The 16,954-nt window shown below is 58.7% G+C and carries 17 protein-coding genes; 2 read left to right on the plus strand and 15 right to left on the minus strand.

Annotated features, from left to right (window positions below; translation table 11 throughout):
- Positions 1-22 precede the first annotated feature (22 nt).
- Both rpsI and rplM read right to left on the minus strand, forming a co-directional pair.
- On the minus strand, positions 23-514 hold the full coding sequence (rpsI, locus tag BN3002_RS06185; RefSeq protein ID WP_058237132.1) for a 30S ribosomal protein S9: 492 nt from the start codon (positions 512-514) through the stop codon (positions 23-25).
- Between the two features lie 43 nt (positions 515-557).
- Positions 558-1,001 (minus strand): 50S ribosomal protein L13, encoded by a 444-nt coding sequence (rplM, locus tag BN3002_RS06190; protein WP_058237133.1) that lies wholly within the window; start codon positions 999-1,001, stop codon positions 558-560.
- 486 nt (positions 1,002-1,487) lie between these two features.
- Here rplM and BN3002_RS06195 point away from each other — a divergent pair, with 486 nt between their 5' ends.
- Positions 1,488-4,730, plus strand: a complete 3,243-nt coding sequence (locus BN3002_RS06195) for a cadherin-like beta sandwich domain-containing protein (protein WP_058237134.1) — start codon at positions 1,488-1,490, stop codon at positions 4,728-4,730.
- Between the two features lie 173 nt (positions 4,731-4,903).
- Here the strand turns inward: BN3002_RS06195 and BN3002_RS06200 are convergent, their stop codons facing one another.
- From BN3002_RS06200 to BN3002_RS06215, 4 genes are all read right to left on the minus strand, one after another.
- Entirely contained in the window at positions 4,904-5,083 is a 180-nt protein-coding gene (locus BN3002_RS06200) for a hypothetical protein (RefSeq protein ID WP_058237135.1), read from the minus strand.
- 375 nt (positions 5,084-5,458) lie between these two features.
- Positions 5,459-6,400 carry a carbohydrate ABC transporter permease gene (locus BN3002_RS06205; protein ID WP_058237136.1) on the minus strand — a complete coding sequence of 314 codons (942 nt, stop codon included), beginning with the start codon at positions 6,398-6,400 and terminating at the stop codon, positions 5,459-5,461.
- Positions 6,400-7,314 carry a carbohydrate ABC transporter permease gene (locus BN3002_RS06210; RefSeq protein WP_058237137.1) on the minus strand — a complete coding sequence of 305 codons (915 nt, stop codon included), beginning with the start codon at positions 7,312-7,314 and terminating at the stop codon, positions 6,400-6,402. Before BN3002_RS06210 ends, BN3002_RS06205 begins: the two co-directional genes overlap by 1 nt.
- Before the next feature lie 131 nt (positions 7,315-7,445).
- A complete protein-coding gene (locus BN3002_RS06215; protein WP_058237138.1) occupies positions 7,446-8,843 on the minus strand; it encodes an extracellular solute-binding protein in 1,398 nt (465 codons plus the stop codon).
- A gap of 537 nt (positions 8,844-9,380) precedes the next feature.
- On the opposite strand from BN3002_RS06215, the gene BN3002_RS06220 reads away from it, so the two are divergent.
- A complete protein-coding gene (locus BN3002_RS06220) occupies positions 9,381-10,418 on the plus strand; it encodes a LacI family DNA-binding transcriptional regulator (protein ID WP_058237139.1) in 1,038 nt (345 codons plus the stop codon).
- A 112-nt stretch (positions 10,419-10,530) separates the two neighbouring features.
- On the opposite strand, the gene truA is transcribed toward BN3002_RS06220, so the two are convergent.
- The 9 genes from truA to map all read right to left on the minus strand — a co-directional run bounded on the left by truA (position 10,531) and on the right by map (position 16,894).
- Positions 10,531-11,436, minus strand: coding sequence for a tRNA pseudouridine(38-40) synthase TruA (truA, locus tag BN3002_RS06225; protein ID WP_058237140.1), 906 nt, complete (start codon positions 11,434-11,436; stop codon positions 10,531-10,533).
- A complete protein-coding gene (locus BN3002_RS06230; protein WP_058237141.1) occupies positions 11,424-12,173 on the minus strand; it encodes an ROK family protein in 750 nt (249 codons plus the stop codon). Before BN3002_RS06230 ends, truA begins: the two co-directional genes overlap by 13 nt.
- Before the next feature lie 434 nt (positions 12,174-12,607).
- Positions 12,608-13,183: a 50S ribosomal protein L17 gene (gene rplQ, locus BN3002_RS06235; RefSeq protein WP_058237142.1), complete on the minus strand. Its 576-nt coding sequence runs from the start codon at positions 13,181-13,183 to the stop codon at positions 12,608-12,610.
- Between the two features lie 84 nt (positions 13,184-13,267).
- Complete coding sequence (locus BN3002_RS06240; protein WP_058237143.1) at positions 13,268-14,269, minus strand: DNA-directed RNA polymerase subunit alpha; 1,002 nt, start codon at positions 14,267-14,269, stop codon at positions 13,268-13,270.
- 161 nt (positions 14,270-14,430) lie between these two features.
- On the minus strand, positions 14,431-14,838 hold the full coding sequence (gene rpsK, locus BN3002_RS06245; protein WP_058237144.1) for a 30S ribosomal protein S11: 408 nt from the start codon (positions 14,836-14,838) through the stop codon (positions 14,431-14,433).
- A gap of 52 nt (positions 14,839-14,890) precedes the next feature.
- Entirely contained in the window at positions 14,891-15,268 is a 378-nt protein-coding gene (rpsM, locus tag BN3002_RS06250) for a 30S ribosomal protein S13 (RefSeq protein ID WP_058237145.1), read from the minus strand.
- A gap of 155 nt (positions 15,269-15,423) precedes the next feature.
- The gene (gene rpmJ / locus BN3002_RS06255) at positions 15,424-15,537 is read right to left on the minus strand and encodes a 50S ribosomal protein L36 (RefSeq protein WP_003790577.1); all 114 of its coding nucleotides are present in this window, start codon (positions 15,535-15,537) and stop codon (positions 15,424-15,426) included.
- A 41-nt stretch (positions 15,538-15,578) separates the two neighbouring features.
- Positions 15,579-15,800, minus strand: coding sequence for a translation initiation factor IF-1 (infA, locus tag BN3002_RS06260; protein ID WP_058237146.1), 222 nt, complete (start codon positions 15,798-15,800; stop codon positions 15,579-15,581).
- Between the two features lie 242 nt (positions 15,801-16,042).
- The gene (gene map / locus BN3002_RS06265; RefSeq protein ID WP_058237147.1) at positions 16,043-16,894 is read right to left on the minus strand and encodes a type I methionyl aminopeptidase; all 852 of its coding nucleotides are present in this window, start codon (positions 16,892-16,894) and stop codon (positions 16,043-16,045) included.
- Positions 16,895-16,954 lie beyond the last annotated feature (60 nt).

The raw sequence follows: 16,954 nt of genomic DNA on the forward strand, positions 1-16,954 counted from the left end.
GATCAGCAGGAAAGAAAACCGATTAACGCTTCGAGTACTGAGGCGCCTTACGGGCCTTCTTCAAGCCGGCCTTCTTACGCTCCGTGGCGCGTGCGTCACGGGTCAGGAAGCCAGCCTTCTTCAAAGCCGGACGGTTTGCTTCGCGGTCGATCTCGTTGAGAGCACGCGCAATGCCCAGTCGCAGAGCGCCTGCCTGGCCGGAGATGCCACCGCCGTTGATGCGGGCGATGACGTCGAAACGGCCGTCAAGGTCGAGCAGTGTGAAAGGAGACTTCACGAGCTGCTGGTGCAGCTTATTCGGGAAGTAGTCCTCCAGTGTGCGTCCGTTGACCTTCCACTGGCCGGTGCCGGGAATCAGACGGACTCGAGCAACAGCTTCCTTGCGGCGACCAAGTCCCGCGCCAGGTGCGGTCACGGATTGGCCAGCGCCTTGAGGTGCTGTTGCGGTTTCAGTTGTGTATGAGCTGGGGACGGTTTCTTCGTCCAGCTCTTCGATCTGCGTGGTGTCAGCCACAGTTCTCCTCAGTGCAGTTCGTGGGCTCAGAAGCGCGACGCGCTCACTGGGCGACCTGGGTGATTTCGAATTTCTCTGGCGTCTGGCCGGCATGCGGATGCTCGCTGCCTGCGTACACATGCAGCTTGCGCAGTTGCTGACGGCCGAGTGAGTTGTGAGGAAGCATGCCTTTAACGGCAATTTCCACGACGCGCTCCGGATGTTCGGCAAGCATTTGGCGGTAGCTGGTAGCCCGCAGGCCACCCGGATAACCCGAGTGATGGTAGGCCATCTTCTGGTCCAGCTTGTTACCAGTCAGCACGACTTTGTCCGCGTTGATGACGACGACGTAATCGCCTTGATCCATATGCGGAGCGAACGTCGGCTTATGCTTCCCACGAAGGAGGGCGGCGACTTGAGACGCCAAACGACCAAGGACGACACCGGTAGCGTCAATGACGTACCACTTCTTCTCAGTGTCCCCCGGCTTGGGTGAATAGGTGCGCACGGGCGTAACCTTCAATTCTTTCGATCTAAGAGCAAACATCACCACCACTTATTGGTGGAACGCTTGCTCGCATTGCGATTCGGTTCGCGCGAGTCGTTGGCACATACCGGGCGAGTGGGAAAAGCCCCAAGTAGCGCTAACGCACAGCGTCGTTAAGTCTATCGACCTGGAGGCACCCTGGTCAAAGTTATTCCCTCACTGTGGGCAATTCCTCATTGCACGTGGCCCACCGCGTTGCCCGGCGCGCGCTTCGTTCAGATTTTCATGCCCGACGAGGGCGGCCGGCGGCGCACACTGCTGCCACACCAATGGTCTTGGCTGACGGTGGCGCACTGTCCATCGGGATTACCCACCACAACTGACACGTGTTAGTATTGTGGCCTACGTGACGAGCACAGTGGTTGTGACCGTTTGCGTAGTGATTTGTATCAGGTTCTGTGCTGAGCCTGATATGCGTTTTTATTCACCGATTTAAGGAAGACCGTTATGGCAAAGACGCATCGGATCGCCGCCCTCTTCACGGTGCCTGCCTTGTGCGCGGGAATCAGTGTGGTGGGATCAGTGCCGACATACGCTGCCCCGGACTCATCGCTGGCTCCGTATCATCCCACCATGTTGTGGGCAACGTCTGAAGAAACTCAGGGCGAAGTTGCTCCAAACGGGCCGATATCTGCACTGGTAGATGACGATTCAGGGAAAGCTGCCCAGGACGTGTCATTTTGGACATCCCAGTGGAAAGGCACCGAGGAAGATTTCCCACACGCACTAGCCTTCGCCAATCCCAGACCTGACCAGGAGCTGTGCGGCGTTCAATACACTGCGCGCCCCACATATGGCGCAGTCGAAGGAGCCGGAAATGCGCCCGGTTCATTCCAGCTGTATTCATTCGAATCTGCCCCGACAAATCCGCGGCAAGGCGGTGACGAAGCCTTCAACGCCTGGAAACAGGGACTGGACAGTTCCACCATGGAGGCAGGCACACTCCTGTCACGCGGAGCACTCAAAGGAGTCAACGATCCCCAGACCATTTCATTTCCGCCCACGAAAGCACAGGCCTTTTCATTGGTGGGTCTGCGTGCAGTGGCAGAGGACAAGAAAGGCATGTCAGGATCCGATCTCAAGTTGATCCCCTGCCAGCCTCAGTTCACTGATCCAGGAGAGGGAAGCGGTGACAACCTTGCCGCCGATTTCTTCGTTGACCAGCTTCCCTTTGGGGAGCCAGGCGAACCTGTCACATTCGATCCGGCCACTCATACATACATCGCACACGCCTACTATCACACGGATCAGATTTCAATCCGCGTCCGTCCTGCTGATCCCACTGCTTCCGTCAGCGTTAACGGTTTACCGGCGGACAGCGACGGACGCGTATCCAACCTCGTGGTGCGCGAAGGCATGAACGCCTTCACGGCGACCATCACAGCAGGAGGGCAACGCGCTACCTACGTTGTCAACGTCACGAAACACAACACCGATTTCCGCGGGAATGTCCTGATCGATGCCGCCGCCACCATCAATGGAGGCAGTGAAGCGGAAATCAGTGCGCTGACCGATCAGAACATGGCCACCGGGTGGACAGTTTCCCCTCTGAAGAAGAGCGACGAGTGGAGCGACAACACCACTGGTTTCCAACTCGATCTTGACCAGCCGCGCTACGTGCACCGCGTGAGCGCATGGGGCTGGCCGCAGATGCCCGCCAATGCGCCCGGCTGGCACGGCGGCTCTTCCGTTGCGATTGCTGTTCAAGCCGATGACGGCGCCCCGTGGCAGACCATCATCACGCATGCCTCACTGACCCGTGATTCTGGCGGACTGTGGTACTGGGACTTCAACCAGTACCACCAGGCAAAACACATCCGCGTGTGGCTCAACACCGCTACTGAGCCGCAGCAGCAGCCAGGAAATCCCGGTAACCAGGCAACAGGCATGTCGGTGTACGAAGCCGAAGTGTGGGGTCTGCCCGCCGGTCATACGCCTCCCGAGATTGCACCCAACGAGCACTCTGACATTTATCGCGGTTTTGACCCCGGTGACGGAAAGTGGGGCGTGAACCGCGCTCAGACTCTGGCGCTGCAATACGGCGTGATGCTGCCAGCCTGGATTCCCTCCGAAGGCTACGGTCGCGGCGCATTTGACGCACGCGAATCACGTCTGACCGGCGGCGCATTCCCGATGTTCTATGACATGCCTTTGTTCAACACTCCCGTGATGGAACAGATTGGCGAGGGAACCCCCTGGGCATTCGCCAAGGCTCCAGCTGGCGGCAACGGCATTCAGGACGCCGGCGAGCCTCACATTTTCCTCACCGATGCGATGAAGCCCTACGCCGACACCCTGATCGACATTCAGTACGGTGACGAGGGCGGCTTCAGCCACGCCGAGTCTGACGCATTCGGCCGATGGTTCGAATGGTCAAAAGAGAACATCCCGGGAGCCGTCGTGCACTCCAACCAGTACAACGCAGCTGACTGGGGCCAGCCGGCAAACATGGAGTATTACGTGCAAAACGCTCAGCCTGATCTGCTGTCGTGGGATACCTATTACTACGGATCCAACTGGGGGTCGGCACCCTCGAGCGTTGTTCACGACATGCTGGGCAACAATATGTGGAAGACTCAGCGTCAGGCCGCCCTCGCCGGTCTTACTGGTGACGGTACGAGCCCGATCCTGTACGGCCAGTATCTGGACTACAACTGGGACGCCAACGTGTCCGAGTCTCAAAAAGCCGTCGTCCCTTCGCTCGGTCTTGCCACCGGTCAAAAGTGGTTTGGGCTGTTCCGTATGGAATACAACGGCTACGATCGCTCCTCGATCATCGATCAGGATGGCGCGCCTACCCGCTCCTTCTACGAATTCAGCAGAATTTTCAAGGACCTGACTGGGCTGGGCAAGTACGCAGTTGCTCTGAACTCAACATACGTTGGCATCAACGCCGGTGAGTACGCGGACCGTCCTCAGGCACCCAACGTATCGGGTTACGCACTGGGAGCATTTGGCGAGGGCGACGGCAAGGCCGCCAATAAGGCGGTTGGCATCACCGGAATGGACGTCACCAATACCGGAACGGTCAATGACGGTAAACCGGGCGATGTTGTGGTCGGTTACTTTGAGAAGCTGCCCGGGCTTGATGCCGCGAAGACCGAGGAGATCTTTGGCAAGACCACTCAGGATCCGCGCGCTTTCATGGTGGTCAATGCTCTGACCGGCACAACGCGTTGGCCATCTTACGGCTTGAGCACCCGAACCGATGACGGCTCATATGCGCAAACCGCTCAGGACGTCACACTGCATGTGGAGAAACCTTTTGACAACGCGAAACTCATGATGGTTGATCCGAACACTTTTGAAGCTCAGCCCGCGCCATTGACGCAGTCTCGCAGCGCAGATTCTGATTTAACGGTGACGCTGTCCAATATCGGTGGCGGTCAGGCTCGCCTGCTGTACTGGGTCGGCGAGTCTCCGACTGCCGACCAGGGCACGCAGACCGATCCGCAGTCTGCTGACAGCCAGAGAGCCCAGTCATCACAAAGCGATGGCTCTGCGCAATCCCTTCCTGCGACCACCGGCGTGTCGTCCGATCAACAGCGCAAATCGAGCACCAATTCAGGGAGCTTCCTGGCGCACTCGGGTGCATCAGCACAGGTGATTCCGTTTTCTCTGATGGTTCTCGGGGCAGGAGCGGTCAGCATCTACGCTGCACGCAGGCGTTCCTTTGCTGTCAGACGATAGGTTGGCCGCACATCGGGGCCGTCTTCGGCTTCGACTGTGAACGGTCAGGCCCCCGTTTAAGGAAGCACCCCTTCTTAAACGAGGGCCTTCTTTCGCCCCGTGTTTCGTCGTATCCATGCGCCGTGCGGCACCCATGGTTGCTTTTCCTCTCTCGCCCTTCTCCCCCTTTTCTTTCATCCCCCCAGGTTCGAACTCGACGCGCCTTCAGCAGGGTAGGCACCGCCACCTACGCGCTGACCAGCAACGATACGGGCCCCATGCTGTTGCAGCACAGCGTAGCGCCGCCGAATTCGAACCTGGGGAGCGGGAAGAAGCGTGCTGCAGATGCGACGCTGACCGCCCGTACCGTCCATGTGCCCCTCCTGTCGATCTCGAGGCGCGCTCGCCCGACAGTGGGAGACCCCTCGGAGCATTCATGCAGGCCAGCCAATTGCGACCGTAGTCGCCCTCGTCCATGGTTCGTCGTAAACGACACATGGGGCGGGGCAGGAAAGTCCGTGCCCGCACACCCCGGGGAACACTCAACACGACGTATCGCAAAGGCTCGCACGAAGAGCCGCAGATGTCGTCGCCCACGCGCGGGCTGCCTCGATCGTGGCGGAAAGAAGAAGCTGCACGTGAACCTGTGATTCACGTGCAGCTTGAGTGCGAACCGGCTTGCTCAACGGGCCCGGCAAATCCGCGTCCGCCGCAGCATCCCTTCCGGGACGAACCGGGTCAGATGAAGCTCAGAACTTCAGGCCGCCTGCTTCAATGCCGCGGAAAAAGTACTTCTGAGAAAACATGAAGACCACAACAACCGGCATGAGGGCGACGACCGCTCCGGCCAGAACCAACTGGTAGCTCGTGCCCTGCGGGGAATTCTGAATGGCTGACAGGGTCACCATGAGTGTCTGATTCTTCGGGCTGGGCAGCATGATCAGTGGCAGCAGGAAGTCAGACCACGCGCCGATAAAGCTTGTCAGGCCGACAACCGTTAGGGTGCCGCGAACCTGGGGCAGAAAGATCGTCCAGAAACGACGCAACTCGCCTGCACCATCGATCAGTGCTGCGTCTTCGATCTCGTCTGGGATTCCCATGAAGGCCGCGCGCATCAGAAGGATCTGGAATGGGCCAATAAGAATTGGCAGCCACACTCCCAGCAGATGATCGTACAGTCCGACGTGCACCATCATTGAGAACAGGGACAGCATGATGGATTCAAGCGGAAAGATCATTGCCGACAACACCACGAAGTACATGATGTTTCGCCCTGTCCATCCGCGCCTGGACAACATGTAGCCGCCCAGGCATGAGAGCACCATGTTGGATGTCACCAGCAGCGCTGCCACAATTGCCGAGTTACGGATGGACAGCAAAATGTTGGTGCGCTCAAACAGGCGCGCAAAGGATTCCAGCGACCAGTCCTGCGGAAAGAGCGTTGCCCCCTGGCCGAAGACGGGCTCACCTGGGGCTTTGAATGCGACAAGCAGAGGCAGCAAGAGTGGGCCGACCAGCAGGCACGCCACAATGATGAGGACCGCGTAGCGTCCAACGAGGCGCCACCCGCGTATTTGCCGGGATGCGACCTGGCGGCCCTGACGTTCAAGTTTGCGGCGGTGGCGGTACTCGCTGAGTTTGCTGGTGTGAGGCGCAGTCGCGACAGGTGTGTGCGTGGGTGAATGAGTCATTATGCTTCCGCCTTGTTCTGCAGCCTCTGTGAGGCAATGATGAATCCGAATGTGATCAGGAACAGGAACACCGAAGCGGCGTCGCCTTGTCCCAGTGATCCAAACGTTGGGTCCATGATTCGGTTACGGATATACATGGTCAGGGTCTGTGTGGGCGAGTTCGTTCCGCCCAGCAGATATACCTCGGTGAAGATTTTCAGTGATCCGATCGTCGACAGGACACCGACCAGGTACATCATGACCCGCACGCCCGGCACGGTGACCGTCAGGAAGCGGCGGACGCTGCCTGCACCGTCAATTTCGGCTGCTTCGTATAAAGACTGATCAACGTTGGTTAATGCAGCCAGATACAGGATCATGTAGTACGGCAACCCCTGCCACAAGGTGATGATCATTGCGCAGATGAGGATCAGCCACTCGTTGGACAGGAAGGGAATGGGCGACTGGATCAGCCCGATACCTTCGAAAAAGGAGTTCAGCGGGCCTTTCTGGTCCAGGATGTATCGCCACGCCAGTGAGATGACGACAAGCGAGCAGATCGCCGGCACGTAGTAGATGGCACGGAAGAAGCCGATTCCCGGCACGTGTTGGCGCACCAGCAGTGCCAGCAGCAGCGGCAGCAGCACCATCAGGGGAACAACGCACAGCGCGTAGATCACGGAGTTGCGTGTGGCTTCCCAGAACACCGGGTCGGAGAAAATGTGCGCGTAATTGTCAATTCCGTTGAAGCGTCCGAGCCTGCCAAGTGGTTTCGTCTTGGTGAAGGACGTCACGACCGTGTTGATGAATGGGTAGATATAGAAAGTGATAATACACAGCACGGGGATTGTGACCCACAGCCACGGCACCCACCATTTTCGGAACCGTGCTGCGCCATTGAGACTACGCGCGCTTGTCTTCTTCTGAGTCGCCATGAGTGCTATCCTCCATCACTCTGGGTACGCTTCGTTCGTAAAAGTGGACCGCGTCAGGCGGTGTGGGCTTATTCATGGTGGTCATGTGATGACCTGAATAAGCCCACACACGCTTCGCTGGTTCCGGATAATTAGGAGTTCAGATCGTCCAGCAGCTGGTTCATTTGTTCTTGAGCAGTCTTCAGTGCATCCTCTGGGCTGACTTCGCCGCGGATGGCCTGGTTGACGTTGTCGACCAGTGCTTTCTGAACTGAACCGGTGACGTAGAAGACGTCCAAGTATGCTTCTGCGTCTTTAGCGGCATTTGCGGCCTGTTCATATGCAGCCTTGAAGACAGGATCCTGTGCAACCTCCGGCGGGTTTTCCATAATCTTGTCGAGTGCCTCGGTAGCAGCCGGGAAGACGATTGCTCCACCGTCATGTGCCCAGGCGTATTCGTTTTCGGCGTTCGTGATGAACTCGGCCCATTTCATCGCCAGCGGCGCGTTCTGGGTGGTCACGGAGATGCCGACGTACTGGCCTTCATAGACAGGTTTGATACCTTCGTTTGTTGGGAACGGGCCAACACCTGTTGCTTCGTAGACCTGCGGGTTGTTGTCTTTAATGGCTTTCAGGAACGAGGCGTTCGGAGTGCCGAATGCGAGGTTTCCATTGGAATAGGCCTTGGACGGGTCGGGCTCGCCGGTCAGGGAGTCTTTCGGGATGGCGTTGGTCTTGTACAGTTCCGCCATCTTGGTGACGTATCGGACTGCATCTGCATTATCTGCGAAGTCAAACTCAGTGTGGTCATCGTTGAGCAGTTGCACGCCCATTCCATGCAGCTGCGCAACCAGGTACCAGTCTGGTGATCCGTAGATGCCATAGTCGCCGTTTCCGGCTGCCCCCACCTTGGCTGCCGCGTCCAGCAGGTCGTCCATTGTCGAGGGCGCCTTTTCCGGATCCAGTCCGGAACGTTGGAAGACGTCCTTGTTGTATGTGGTGATGTAGGGGCCGAAGTACCAGGGCAGCGCGGTGTGATGATCCTGAGCGCCGAGGTTCGTTGAGTTCCAGATGGTTTCAACGAACTTGTCACCGATCTGGGGTGCTTTGACGTCAAAGTCCATCAGCAAATTGGCTTTGGACAGCGCCAGGATGGATGACGATGCCACGTTGACGACGTCTGCCATCTTGCAGTTTGTTGCCTGGGATGTGATGGCCTGGTCGAAGTCTGTACCTCCGCCCTGGTCGGTCCATTTGATGGTGGTCCCCGGGTTTGCCTCTTCGAATTCCTTGATCTTGGCTTGGAAGAAGTCGGCGAAATCGGTTTGCAGGCCCTGTGTCTGGAAGGTGATTTCGCCTTCCACTTTCGAAGTGTCAACAACGCTGCCGTCAACGTTGCCTTCTGGAATGTCGCAGGCAACGTCGGGCGTTGGGATGCCACTGGCTGATGATGTTCCGCTCTCTTCAGCTCCGCCTCCACACGCTGTTAATGACAGGCATGAAACGGCAAGCACCCCAAGGGCGCCGCGTGTTGCTCGTGTCAATCTCATTTAAAGACCTCCATTGGTCGAGAAGAAAGCCAGCCGGCTGCGTGCCGGTTGACGTCTCTCTAACTATCTCGTGTTAGGTGACAGTGAAAGAATAAGACATTTTTACGGTTTTCACTAACCCCAAAGATCTCACTTTGATTACGACCGGCGACAAAACCGGTACGTCAGACTTTAACGCTCATCACGTTTCCGCACGTTTTCGATCGGAAATATCGTGAGCGACACACCCCGCACCCACCCACCGTTTCTCACCGTCGATCACAAATGTAAGAAACCTCACACCACACACTCTGGCACCTCAAAATCAGATGCAATTCCCGCGCGTTCGGCCAGCTGTACGCATCGACGCCCTGCGTATCCAGACGATAGTCCACACTCCGGCCAGGCCACGTCAATCCAGCTTCATACAGCACATCCACAAAAGGGCCAATACCCAAATATCTTTTCCAGAACTAACACGATATAGTTACTGTGTTACCGCTCAGAGCTGCGTCGCTCTGGCTGACTTCGCGGTACTTTTTCTTGAAGGAATTCACCATGACACGGACAACTCGGGCTGATGTCGCTCGGAAAGCAGGCGTCGCACCATCCACCGTCTCTCTTATACTCAACGGCCACGGGCACGAAGTCAAGATTGCACCGGCTACGATCGAGCACGTCACGAACGTCGCCCGTGAAATGAACTACGTCCCCAACGCTGCGGCACGATCACTGAGGCGAGGATCCACCAACATCATCGCTTTGATCATGGCTGAACTGCCGGAAGACCCGTTCGTGCCGGTCGTCCACAAAGTACTGACCACAGCCATGATTGAGGTTCAACGTCGCGGCTACCTTCTTCTGCCGCTCTTCCAACCTGAGGGCGATGCCGCCAACCGCCGTTTCATTCAATCGGTGCTCTCCGATATTCAACTGGCAGGTGCAATCTGCGAGACCACCTCCACCCAGCAGTTCGTTGGTCCCCTGCTCAGCCAGCTCGACATTCCAGTGATGTGGATGTCGATGATTGAAACCTCGAACCATTTCGGCGGAGTGGGCCTCGTCAGCATTGATGAAGGAACAGGAGTCCGGGAAATCCTCAGCGACCTCGACGCCACGGACACGTCACGGGCCCTGTACCTTGCAGGCCCCAACATCAACCACTTCCGTCAGGTACCTGTCCTCGAGCATTTCCAGGACCGCGCAGAGTTTCTCTCCCTGCCCACCTGGAGTGCTCACGACTCGTACGAGACCTGCATGCGCATGCTCACCGCCCACCCCGACATTGATTCAGTATGGTGCGCTGATGACACACAGGCACCGGGCGTCTTCTCCGCTGCACGCGACCTGGGTAAGCATGTCCCCAACGATCTGTCCATCATCGGCTTCGGCGATCACAATGCGCACGAAGACAATTCCATGGGCCTGACCACGGTGATGTGGCCACTGCAGGACATGACGGCAACCGCTGTCAGCCAGCTCATCGAGTCGATTTCAACGCCCAAAGCTGAGCACACAGCTCGCGAGCCTCACCACACGCGCGTCAGTACCACACCCACGTGGCGCACCAGTGCCAAGCGCATTCACAAAAAGTAGGCACCACCATCCTCCACTCCGACGGGCTCGACTCAGGAAGCCCGAGCCGCCCTCGTCCATCCTGAATCCCAACGAAGCCGGTCATCTGCAACACGGCAGCAAAACAGTCCACCTAGCAGCAGCCCAAAGAGCGGACCGCGCGGGTCTGTTGCGCGCGCTGTGCCCACTGATCGGCAGGCGGATAGTCCACGTGCGCCAAAGTCAAGCCATGCGCCGGAGCCAGCGGAGCGGCTGCCTCACGCGAACGCGCATCCAGCAGATGTCTCATCCACGCCGGCGAGCGGCGGCCTGTCCCCACGTCAATCAGTGCTCCCACCAGGGATCGCACCATTGAGTGGCAAAAAGCGTCAGCATGGACGCGCACCAGGATCGGCGACGTTTCCCCCGCCGCCACGACGTCCAGCTGGCGGAGCGTACGGATCGTGGTCGCGCCCTCACGCGGCTTGCAAAAGGACAGAAAATCATGCTCACCGATGACGCTGGAAGCAGCTTCAGCCATGGCTTCCAAATTAAGCGTCTGGCGTGCAGGAACCGTCCAGATGCGTCGCCCGGAAAAGGGGTCACTGCCCGCGCGCTGGTCAAGCAGCCGGTACACATAGTGACGCCCCACAGCGCTGAAACGCGCATCGAAGGTTTCCGGCACGCGATGAGAACTCAGAAGCGCAACGTCGCAGTACCCTCTCGGCGACACCAGCCCGTGCGCCTTCATGAAATCACCGTGCGCGCGGGTAAGCAGAGAGGCCAGACGGTCAACCAGCGCATCTTCGGGTGTGCGCGAGGACCTTCCCGGAAGGCTGTCCCACACCTGCGCCGGCAGGTCGACGTGAGCCACCTGATGATCTGCGTGCACTCCCGCATCGGTGCGTCCCGCCACAGTCACCGCCACTTCCTGGCGGGCGATCAGCGACAGGGCTCGAACCAGTTCACCTTCCACGGTGCGTAGTCCGGGCTGTGCGGCCCAGCCGTGGAAGAAGGTGCCGTCGTATGCCAGGTCAAGCCGCGCCCTCACAGTGTCCATGCGCGAACACCGCCGATGATGCCGGCGTCATTGGGAACGATCACCACGTCGTCACCGAGTTTGGCCCGGTTCATCGCCGTGACGCGTTTCGAGTTTCCACCACCCAGGTACAGGCGATCCCACACGTACATCGGGCGCAGGCCGTCGATCACTCGGCGCACTCGTCGAGACCAGTGCGCGTCTCCCAGCCGGAGGCGTTCATGCTCGCCAATGTAGTCGTCATAGGTCAGTCCCCATCGCACAAATCCCTGCGATACTTCCACGTGCGGCGCGAGCACACCTGAATCGAAAACCGCGTTTCCCAGCCCGGTCCCCAGGGTCACGATCATTTCGAGGCCCGTGCCCGTGATGACACCTGCGCCGGCCACTTCAGCGTCGTTGAGCACCAGTGTCGGCATGCCCAGAGCAGCTTCAAGTGCCCGTCCCATGTCGAAGTTGGCCCATTGCTCGACCAGTTCAGGCAGGATCCGTGATCGCGGGCCGTCACGCGTGATGTAGTGCGGAGTCGTGATGACCACTCCGTGGCGCAGCATGCCAGGCATTCCCATCGTGACGCGCGTGGCGGCAGGCAGTTGCGCGGCAAGGTCCTGTGTGGTCTTGACGAGCAGTTCGGGAGGGAGCGGGTAGGGCGTGGGCGTGCGCACCGGCGATGCGGTCAGCGTTCCGCGCGAGTCGAGCACTGAGGCTTTGATTCCGCCCCCGCCGCAGTCGACAGCGAGGGTCATCTCTTCAGACATGTTCTTAGCATAATGGCTTGCTCTCACCTCGGGTTTCCAACGAGCTGTCCGCCCCACGCCAGCTTCCTGTTCATTGACGAGGGCGACCCATCCGCGGCTCTACCCCTCCCCTGCATGTCCCCAACTGTCGAACTCGCGTGAACTCTGCGGGGTCACCGACTGGCCTGCAACACATCCGTGCTGGTCACAGCAATTTCGGGTCGGGTTCGTGCTGCGCGGCCCCAGTGAGATCGACAGTTGGGGAACGAGGGGCGAGTGCACACGGGCTCCACCTAAAGAGCATCCGACACGGCCGGCACACCAACCGCGCGAATACACGGAAGCTGGGTAAACCCACACGGGGTTTACCCAGCTTCCGATCAGCCATCCGCTGGACTGGTCACCGCTCAATCAGCGCAGTGCCAGTCAGATCAGCAGGTCACGACGGTGCATGACTACTTGGCAGCTTCCTCAGCTTCGGTTTCAGCTTTGTCGTCAGCTGACTCCTGTGAAGCGGCTTCGTCAGCAGCCGGCTCGGCTGTTTCTGCTGCTTCAGCTTCGGTCTCGGCCTTTTCGTCAGCCTTGCCGGTCGCCTTGGAATCCTTACCGGACTTTGCAGCAGCCTTCGAAGCGGTACGCTCAGCGTCGGCAACGACAGCCTTCTTCTCGACTTTCTCCATGACAAGCTCAATACGAGCCATCGGAGCATTGTCGCCGCGGCGCGGCCCCAGCTTGGTGATGCGGGTGTAGCCACCGTTGCGCTCTGGATCCATGGCCGGAACGACCTCGTCGAACAGCATGTACAGGACATCCTTGTTCGGGATCTTGCGGGCAACCGTACGGCGAGCGTGAATGTCGCCGCGCTTTGCCTTAGTGACCAGCTTTTCAACGTACGGCTGCAGCGCGCGGGCCTTGGCCTCGGTCGTGGTGATCGCACGGTGTTCGATCAGTTGAGCAGCAAGGTTAGCCAACAGCAGCTTCTGGTGCGCTGGGCTGCCACCCAAACGTGGGCCCTTCTTAGGGGTGGGCATGAGTTTCTCCTACACAGTTTGTTTGGGCGTCCTCGTCCATCGATGACGGCCGCTGGAGGCGGCACGGACGCAAAGTGGATTCGATCAGAAAGACTGGTCGTCACTGAACTGAACGTTTCCGGCGTCTTCTCCGCCGGCGCGTTCAGGCATGACTGCATCCTTGAGGGTCATACCCAAGGATGCCAAGGCTTCCTTGATCTCCTCGATGGACTTGGTTCCGAAGTTGCGGATATCCAGCAGGTCAGCCTCAGAGTGGGCAACGAGTTCACCCACGGTGAGGATGCCGCGTCGACGCAGCGCGTTGTACGAACGGGACTGCAGGTTCAGGCTTTCGATCGGCAAGGCCAGGTCTTGCGCAAGGGTCTCATCGGTAGTCGATGGGCCCACTTCGATGCCTTCTGCTTCCTCGTTCAGTTCACGCATGAGGCCGAAGAGCTCCACCAGGGTGCTTCCGGCTGACGCGAGAGCATCGCGCGGACTGATAGCTGGCTTGGTTTCCACATCGATGATCAGACGATCAAAGTCGGTGCGTTGCTCGACACGGGTGGCCTCCACCTTGTATGTCACTTTGAGCACCGGCGAGTAGATCGAATCGATCGGGATGCGGGAGATCTCAGCTTGCGGATCCTTGTTCTGAGCAGCGGAAACGTAGCCACGGCCACGCTCAACCGTCAGTTCAATCTCGAGCTTGCCCTTCTCATTGAGCGTTGCCAGATGAAGGTCAGGGTTGTGGATTTCCACGCCTGCAGGAGGAGTGATATCCCCTGCGACGACCTCACCGGGGCCAGCCTTGCGCAGGTACATCACGACAGGCTCATCCTCTTCAGAGGACAGAACGATGTCTTTGATGTTCAGGATGATCTCAGCGACGTCTTCCTTCACGCCTTCCACCGTGTGGAATTCGTGTGGCACACCGTCAATGCGGATCGAGGTGACCGCTGCGCCCGGAATGGACGACAGCAATGTACGGCGCAGGGAGTTACCCAGTGTGTATCCAAACCCAGGCTCGAGTGGCTCAAGAGTGAAACGGGAGCGGTAATCGCTCACCTTCTCCTCTGAGAGGATGGGGCGTTCTGCAATGAGCACGTCTTGGTCCTTTCTTTCCGACAACCGCTATATGATGTCGGATTTGTGGTCCCGTCACGCGAACAGTGACGGAAAAAACAGGGTGCAGATGGTTCCCACTTGTGTGGGAACATCGTGACGTGGGACGCGGACGGGTCGCCCTCGTCCCTCACACGGGTCTTTCAGACGCGGCGACGTTTCGGGGGACGTGCACCGTTGTGAGCCTGCGGAGTGACATCCTGAATGGATCCAACCTCAAGACCAGCGGCCTGCAGCGAACGAATCGCCGTTTCGCGGCCGGAGCCCGGGCCCTTGACGAAAACGTCAACCTTCTTCATGCCCTGTTCCTGCGCGCGACGTGCTGCAGCCTCAGCGGCAAGCTGAGCGGCGAACGGGGTGGACTTACGTGAGCCCTTGAAACCGACCTGACCGGACGATGACCATGACAGGACAGCGCCGGTGGGATCGGTGATGGAGACGATCGTGTTATTGAACGTCGACTTGATGAACGCCTTGCCGTGCGTGACGTTCTTGCGCTCTTTACGACGCGGCTTACGCGCCGAAGATGAGCGAGTAGACTTGACAGCCATTGATTTTCCTTTTGAAGTCGAGGGGCCAGGTTTCATCACCCAGCTCTATGAGTTACTTGGTGGCTTTCTTCTTGCCAGCCACGGTGCGCTTGGGTCCTTTACGGGTACGCGCATTTGTCTTCGTCCGCTGACCATGAACAGGCAGGCCAAAACGGTGGCGCATGCCCTGGTAGCATCCGATCTCGATCTTGCGGCGGATATCGGCTTGGACCTCACGACGCAAGTCGCCTTCGACCTTAAAGTTGGCCTCGATGTAGTCGCGCAGCTTGACCATATCTTCTTCACTGGCGTCGCGTACGCGAAGGTCGGGGCTGACCCCGGTTGCTTCAAGTGTTTCCTTGGCGCGGGTGCGTCCCACACCGTAAATGTAAGTAAGCGCAATCTCCATCCGCTTTTCACGGGGGAGGTCAACGCCGGCAATACGTGCCATGACTTTTCTCCACATGGTTTTCGGAGGTCGTCACCCCGTCTCTGATCCATCAATCAGCCCCGGCCTCCGAACCAGGGGTCCCGCTTGCGCGGTCGACGGTGTGCTGTGGGCAAATCGCCCGCCAGTGGCTCACTGCCACTGAGCAGCTACGGCTTTCATCCTTGACGCTGCTTGTGCCTGGGGTTGTCGCAAATAACCATGACGTTGCCGTGGCGACGAATCACCTTGCACTTGTCACAGATCTTCTTGACACTAGGCTTGACCTTCATGGTGCACCTCCACGTCGCCAGGCGACGCTTGTTGTGTCGGTTTACTTGTATCGGTAGACGATTCGACCCTTTTCAAGGTCATACGGGCTGAGCTCGACGACTACGCGGTCTTCAGGCAGGATACGAATGTAGTGCTGACGCATCTTTCCTGAGATGTATCCCAGAACTTCGTGACCGTTGGTGAGCTCAACACGAAACATCGCGTTCGGCAACGCCTCAATAACGGTGCCTTCGACCTCAATAACTCCGTCTTTCTTCGCCATGTCCTCCGTCTATCCTCTACGTTTGTCAGTAGGGCTCACGGCCGAAACCGTGGCGGGCGTTCCCCTCGCCAATCGGCAAGAAAGTCAGCCCGACTGTCCATTCTAGAGGAGGATGCAACGCCGGTGAAGCCCATTCAGTGGGATATCCCTCACGCGCCGGTCTCGAGTTGCCTTCCATATTGACGAGGGCGACGCCTGGAGCGCCGATCACACAGCAATCAGAAATACGCAGGCTGCGTGTATCAGTCCAGTGAAATGGGGGTTACTCCGTAATGAGCCAGGCCCTCTACCCCACCGTCTGGCGCAGTCAGGACTGAAATGCCCTCCTCCATGATGGCAACGGAGTGCTCCCAGTGCGCGGCATCGCTGTGATCCAGCGTGTGCACGGTCCACCCGTCAGCTTCGGTGCGCGTCGCAGGGTTGCCCGACACGAGGATGGGTTCGATCGCCAGCACCATACCTGGCTTCAGACGCGGGCTGATCCCGGTCGCACGGTAGTTCAACACGTCGGGCGGTTGATGCATCGCCGTTCCGATGCCGTGTCCGCCGAATTCTTCAACGATCTGTGCTTCCCACCCGAACGTGTCCCGGTAATCCTCGCAGGTGTCTTCAACAGCTTGTCCCACCGCGCTGACGCGGCGAGCAGAAGCCAACGCTGCGATCGCACGCCACATAGCAGCGCGCGTCACTTCGTTGAGTTCACGCCGGCGCTGAGATGCGGCCTGTTCATCGCCCACAATCATGGAGAACGCGGCATCACCGTGCCAGCCGCGGCCGTGGTGCGTCACGTAGGCTCCGCAGTCGAAGGAGACGATGTCGCCGTTGCGCAGGACATCATCATTCGGAATGCCGTGCACAACAGTGTCATTGATGCTGATACAGACCGTCGCCGGGTATCCGAAGTAGTTCAGGAAATTCGAGGTCGCTCCCGCCTGGGAAATCACTTCGGCACTGATGCGGTCCAGTTCCGTCAATGTGACGCCTGGTTGAGCCGCGCGGCGCAGTGCTGCGTGGATATCCGCCACGATCAAACCTGCGCGACGCATCTGCAGAATCTGATCCCTGGTTTTCAGCTCAATACGCGCGTGACCCATCGTCCTCAGCGACCTTCTGAGACCGAAGCATCCGCATTTGCCGAGGCAGCAGCGCCGCCC

Origin of the sequence: Actinomyces ihuae, from assembly GCF_001457875.1 — a bacterium.
Classification (GTDB): Bacteria; Actinomycetota; Actinomycetes; order Actinomycetales; family Actinomycetaceae; genus Pauljensenia; species Pauljensenia radingae_A.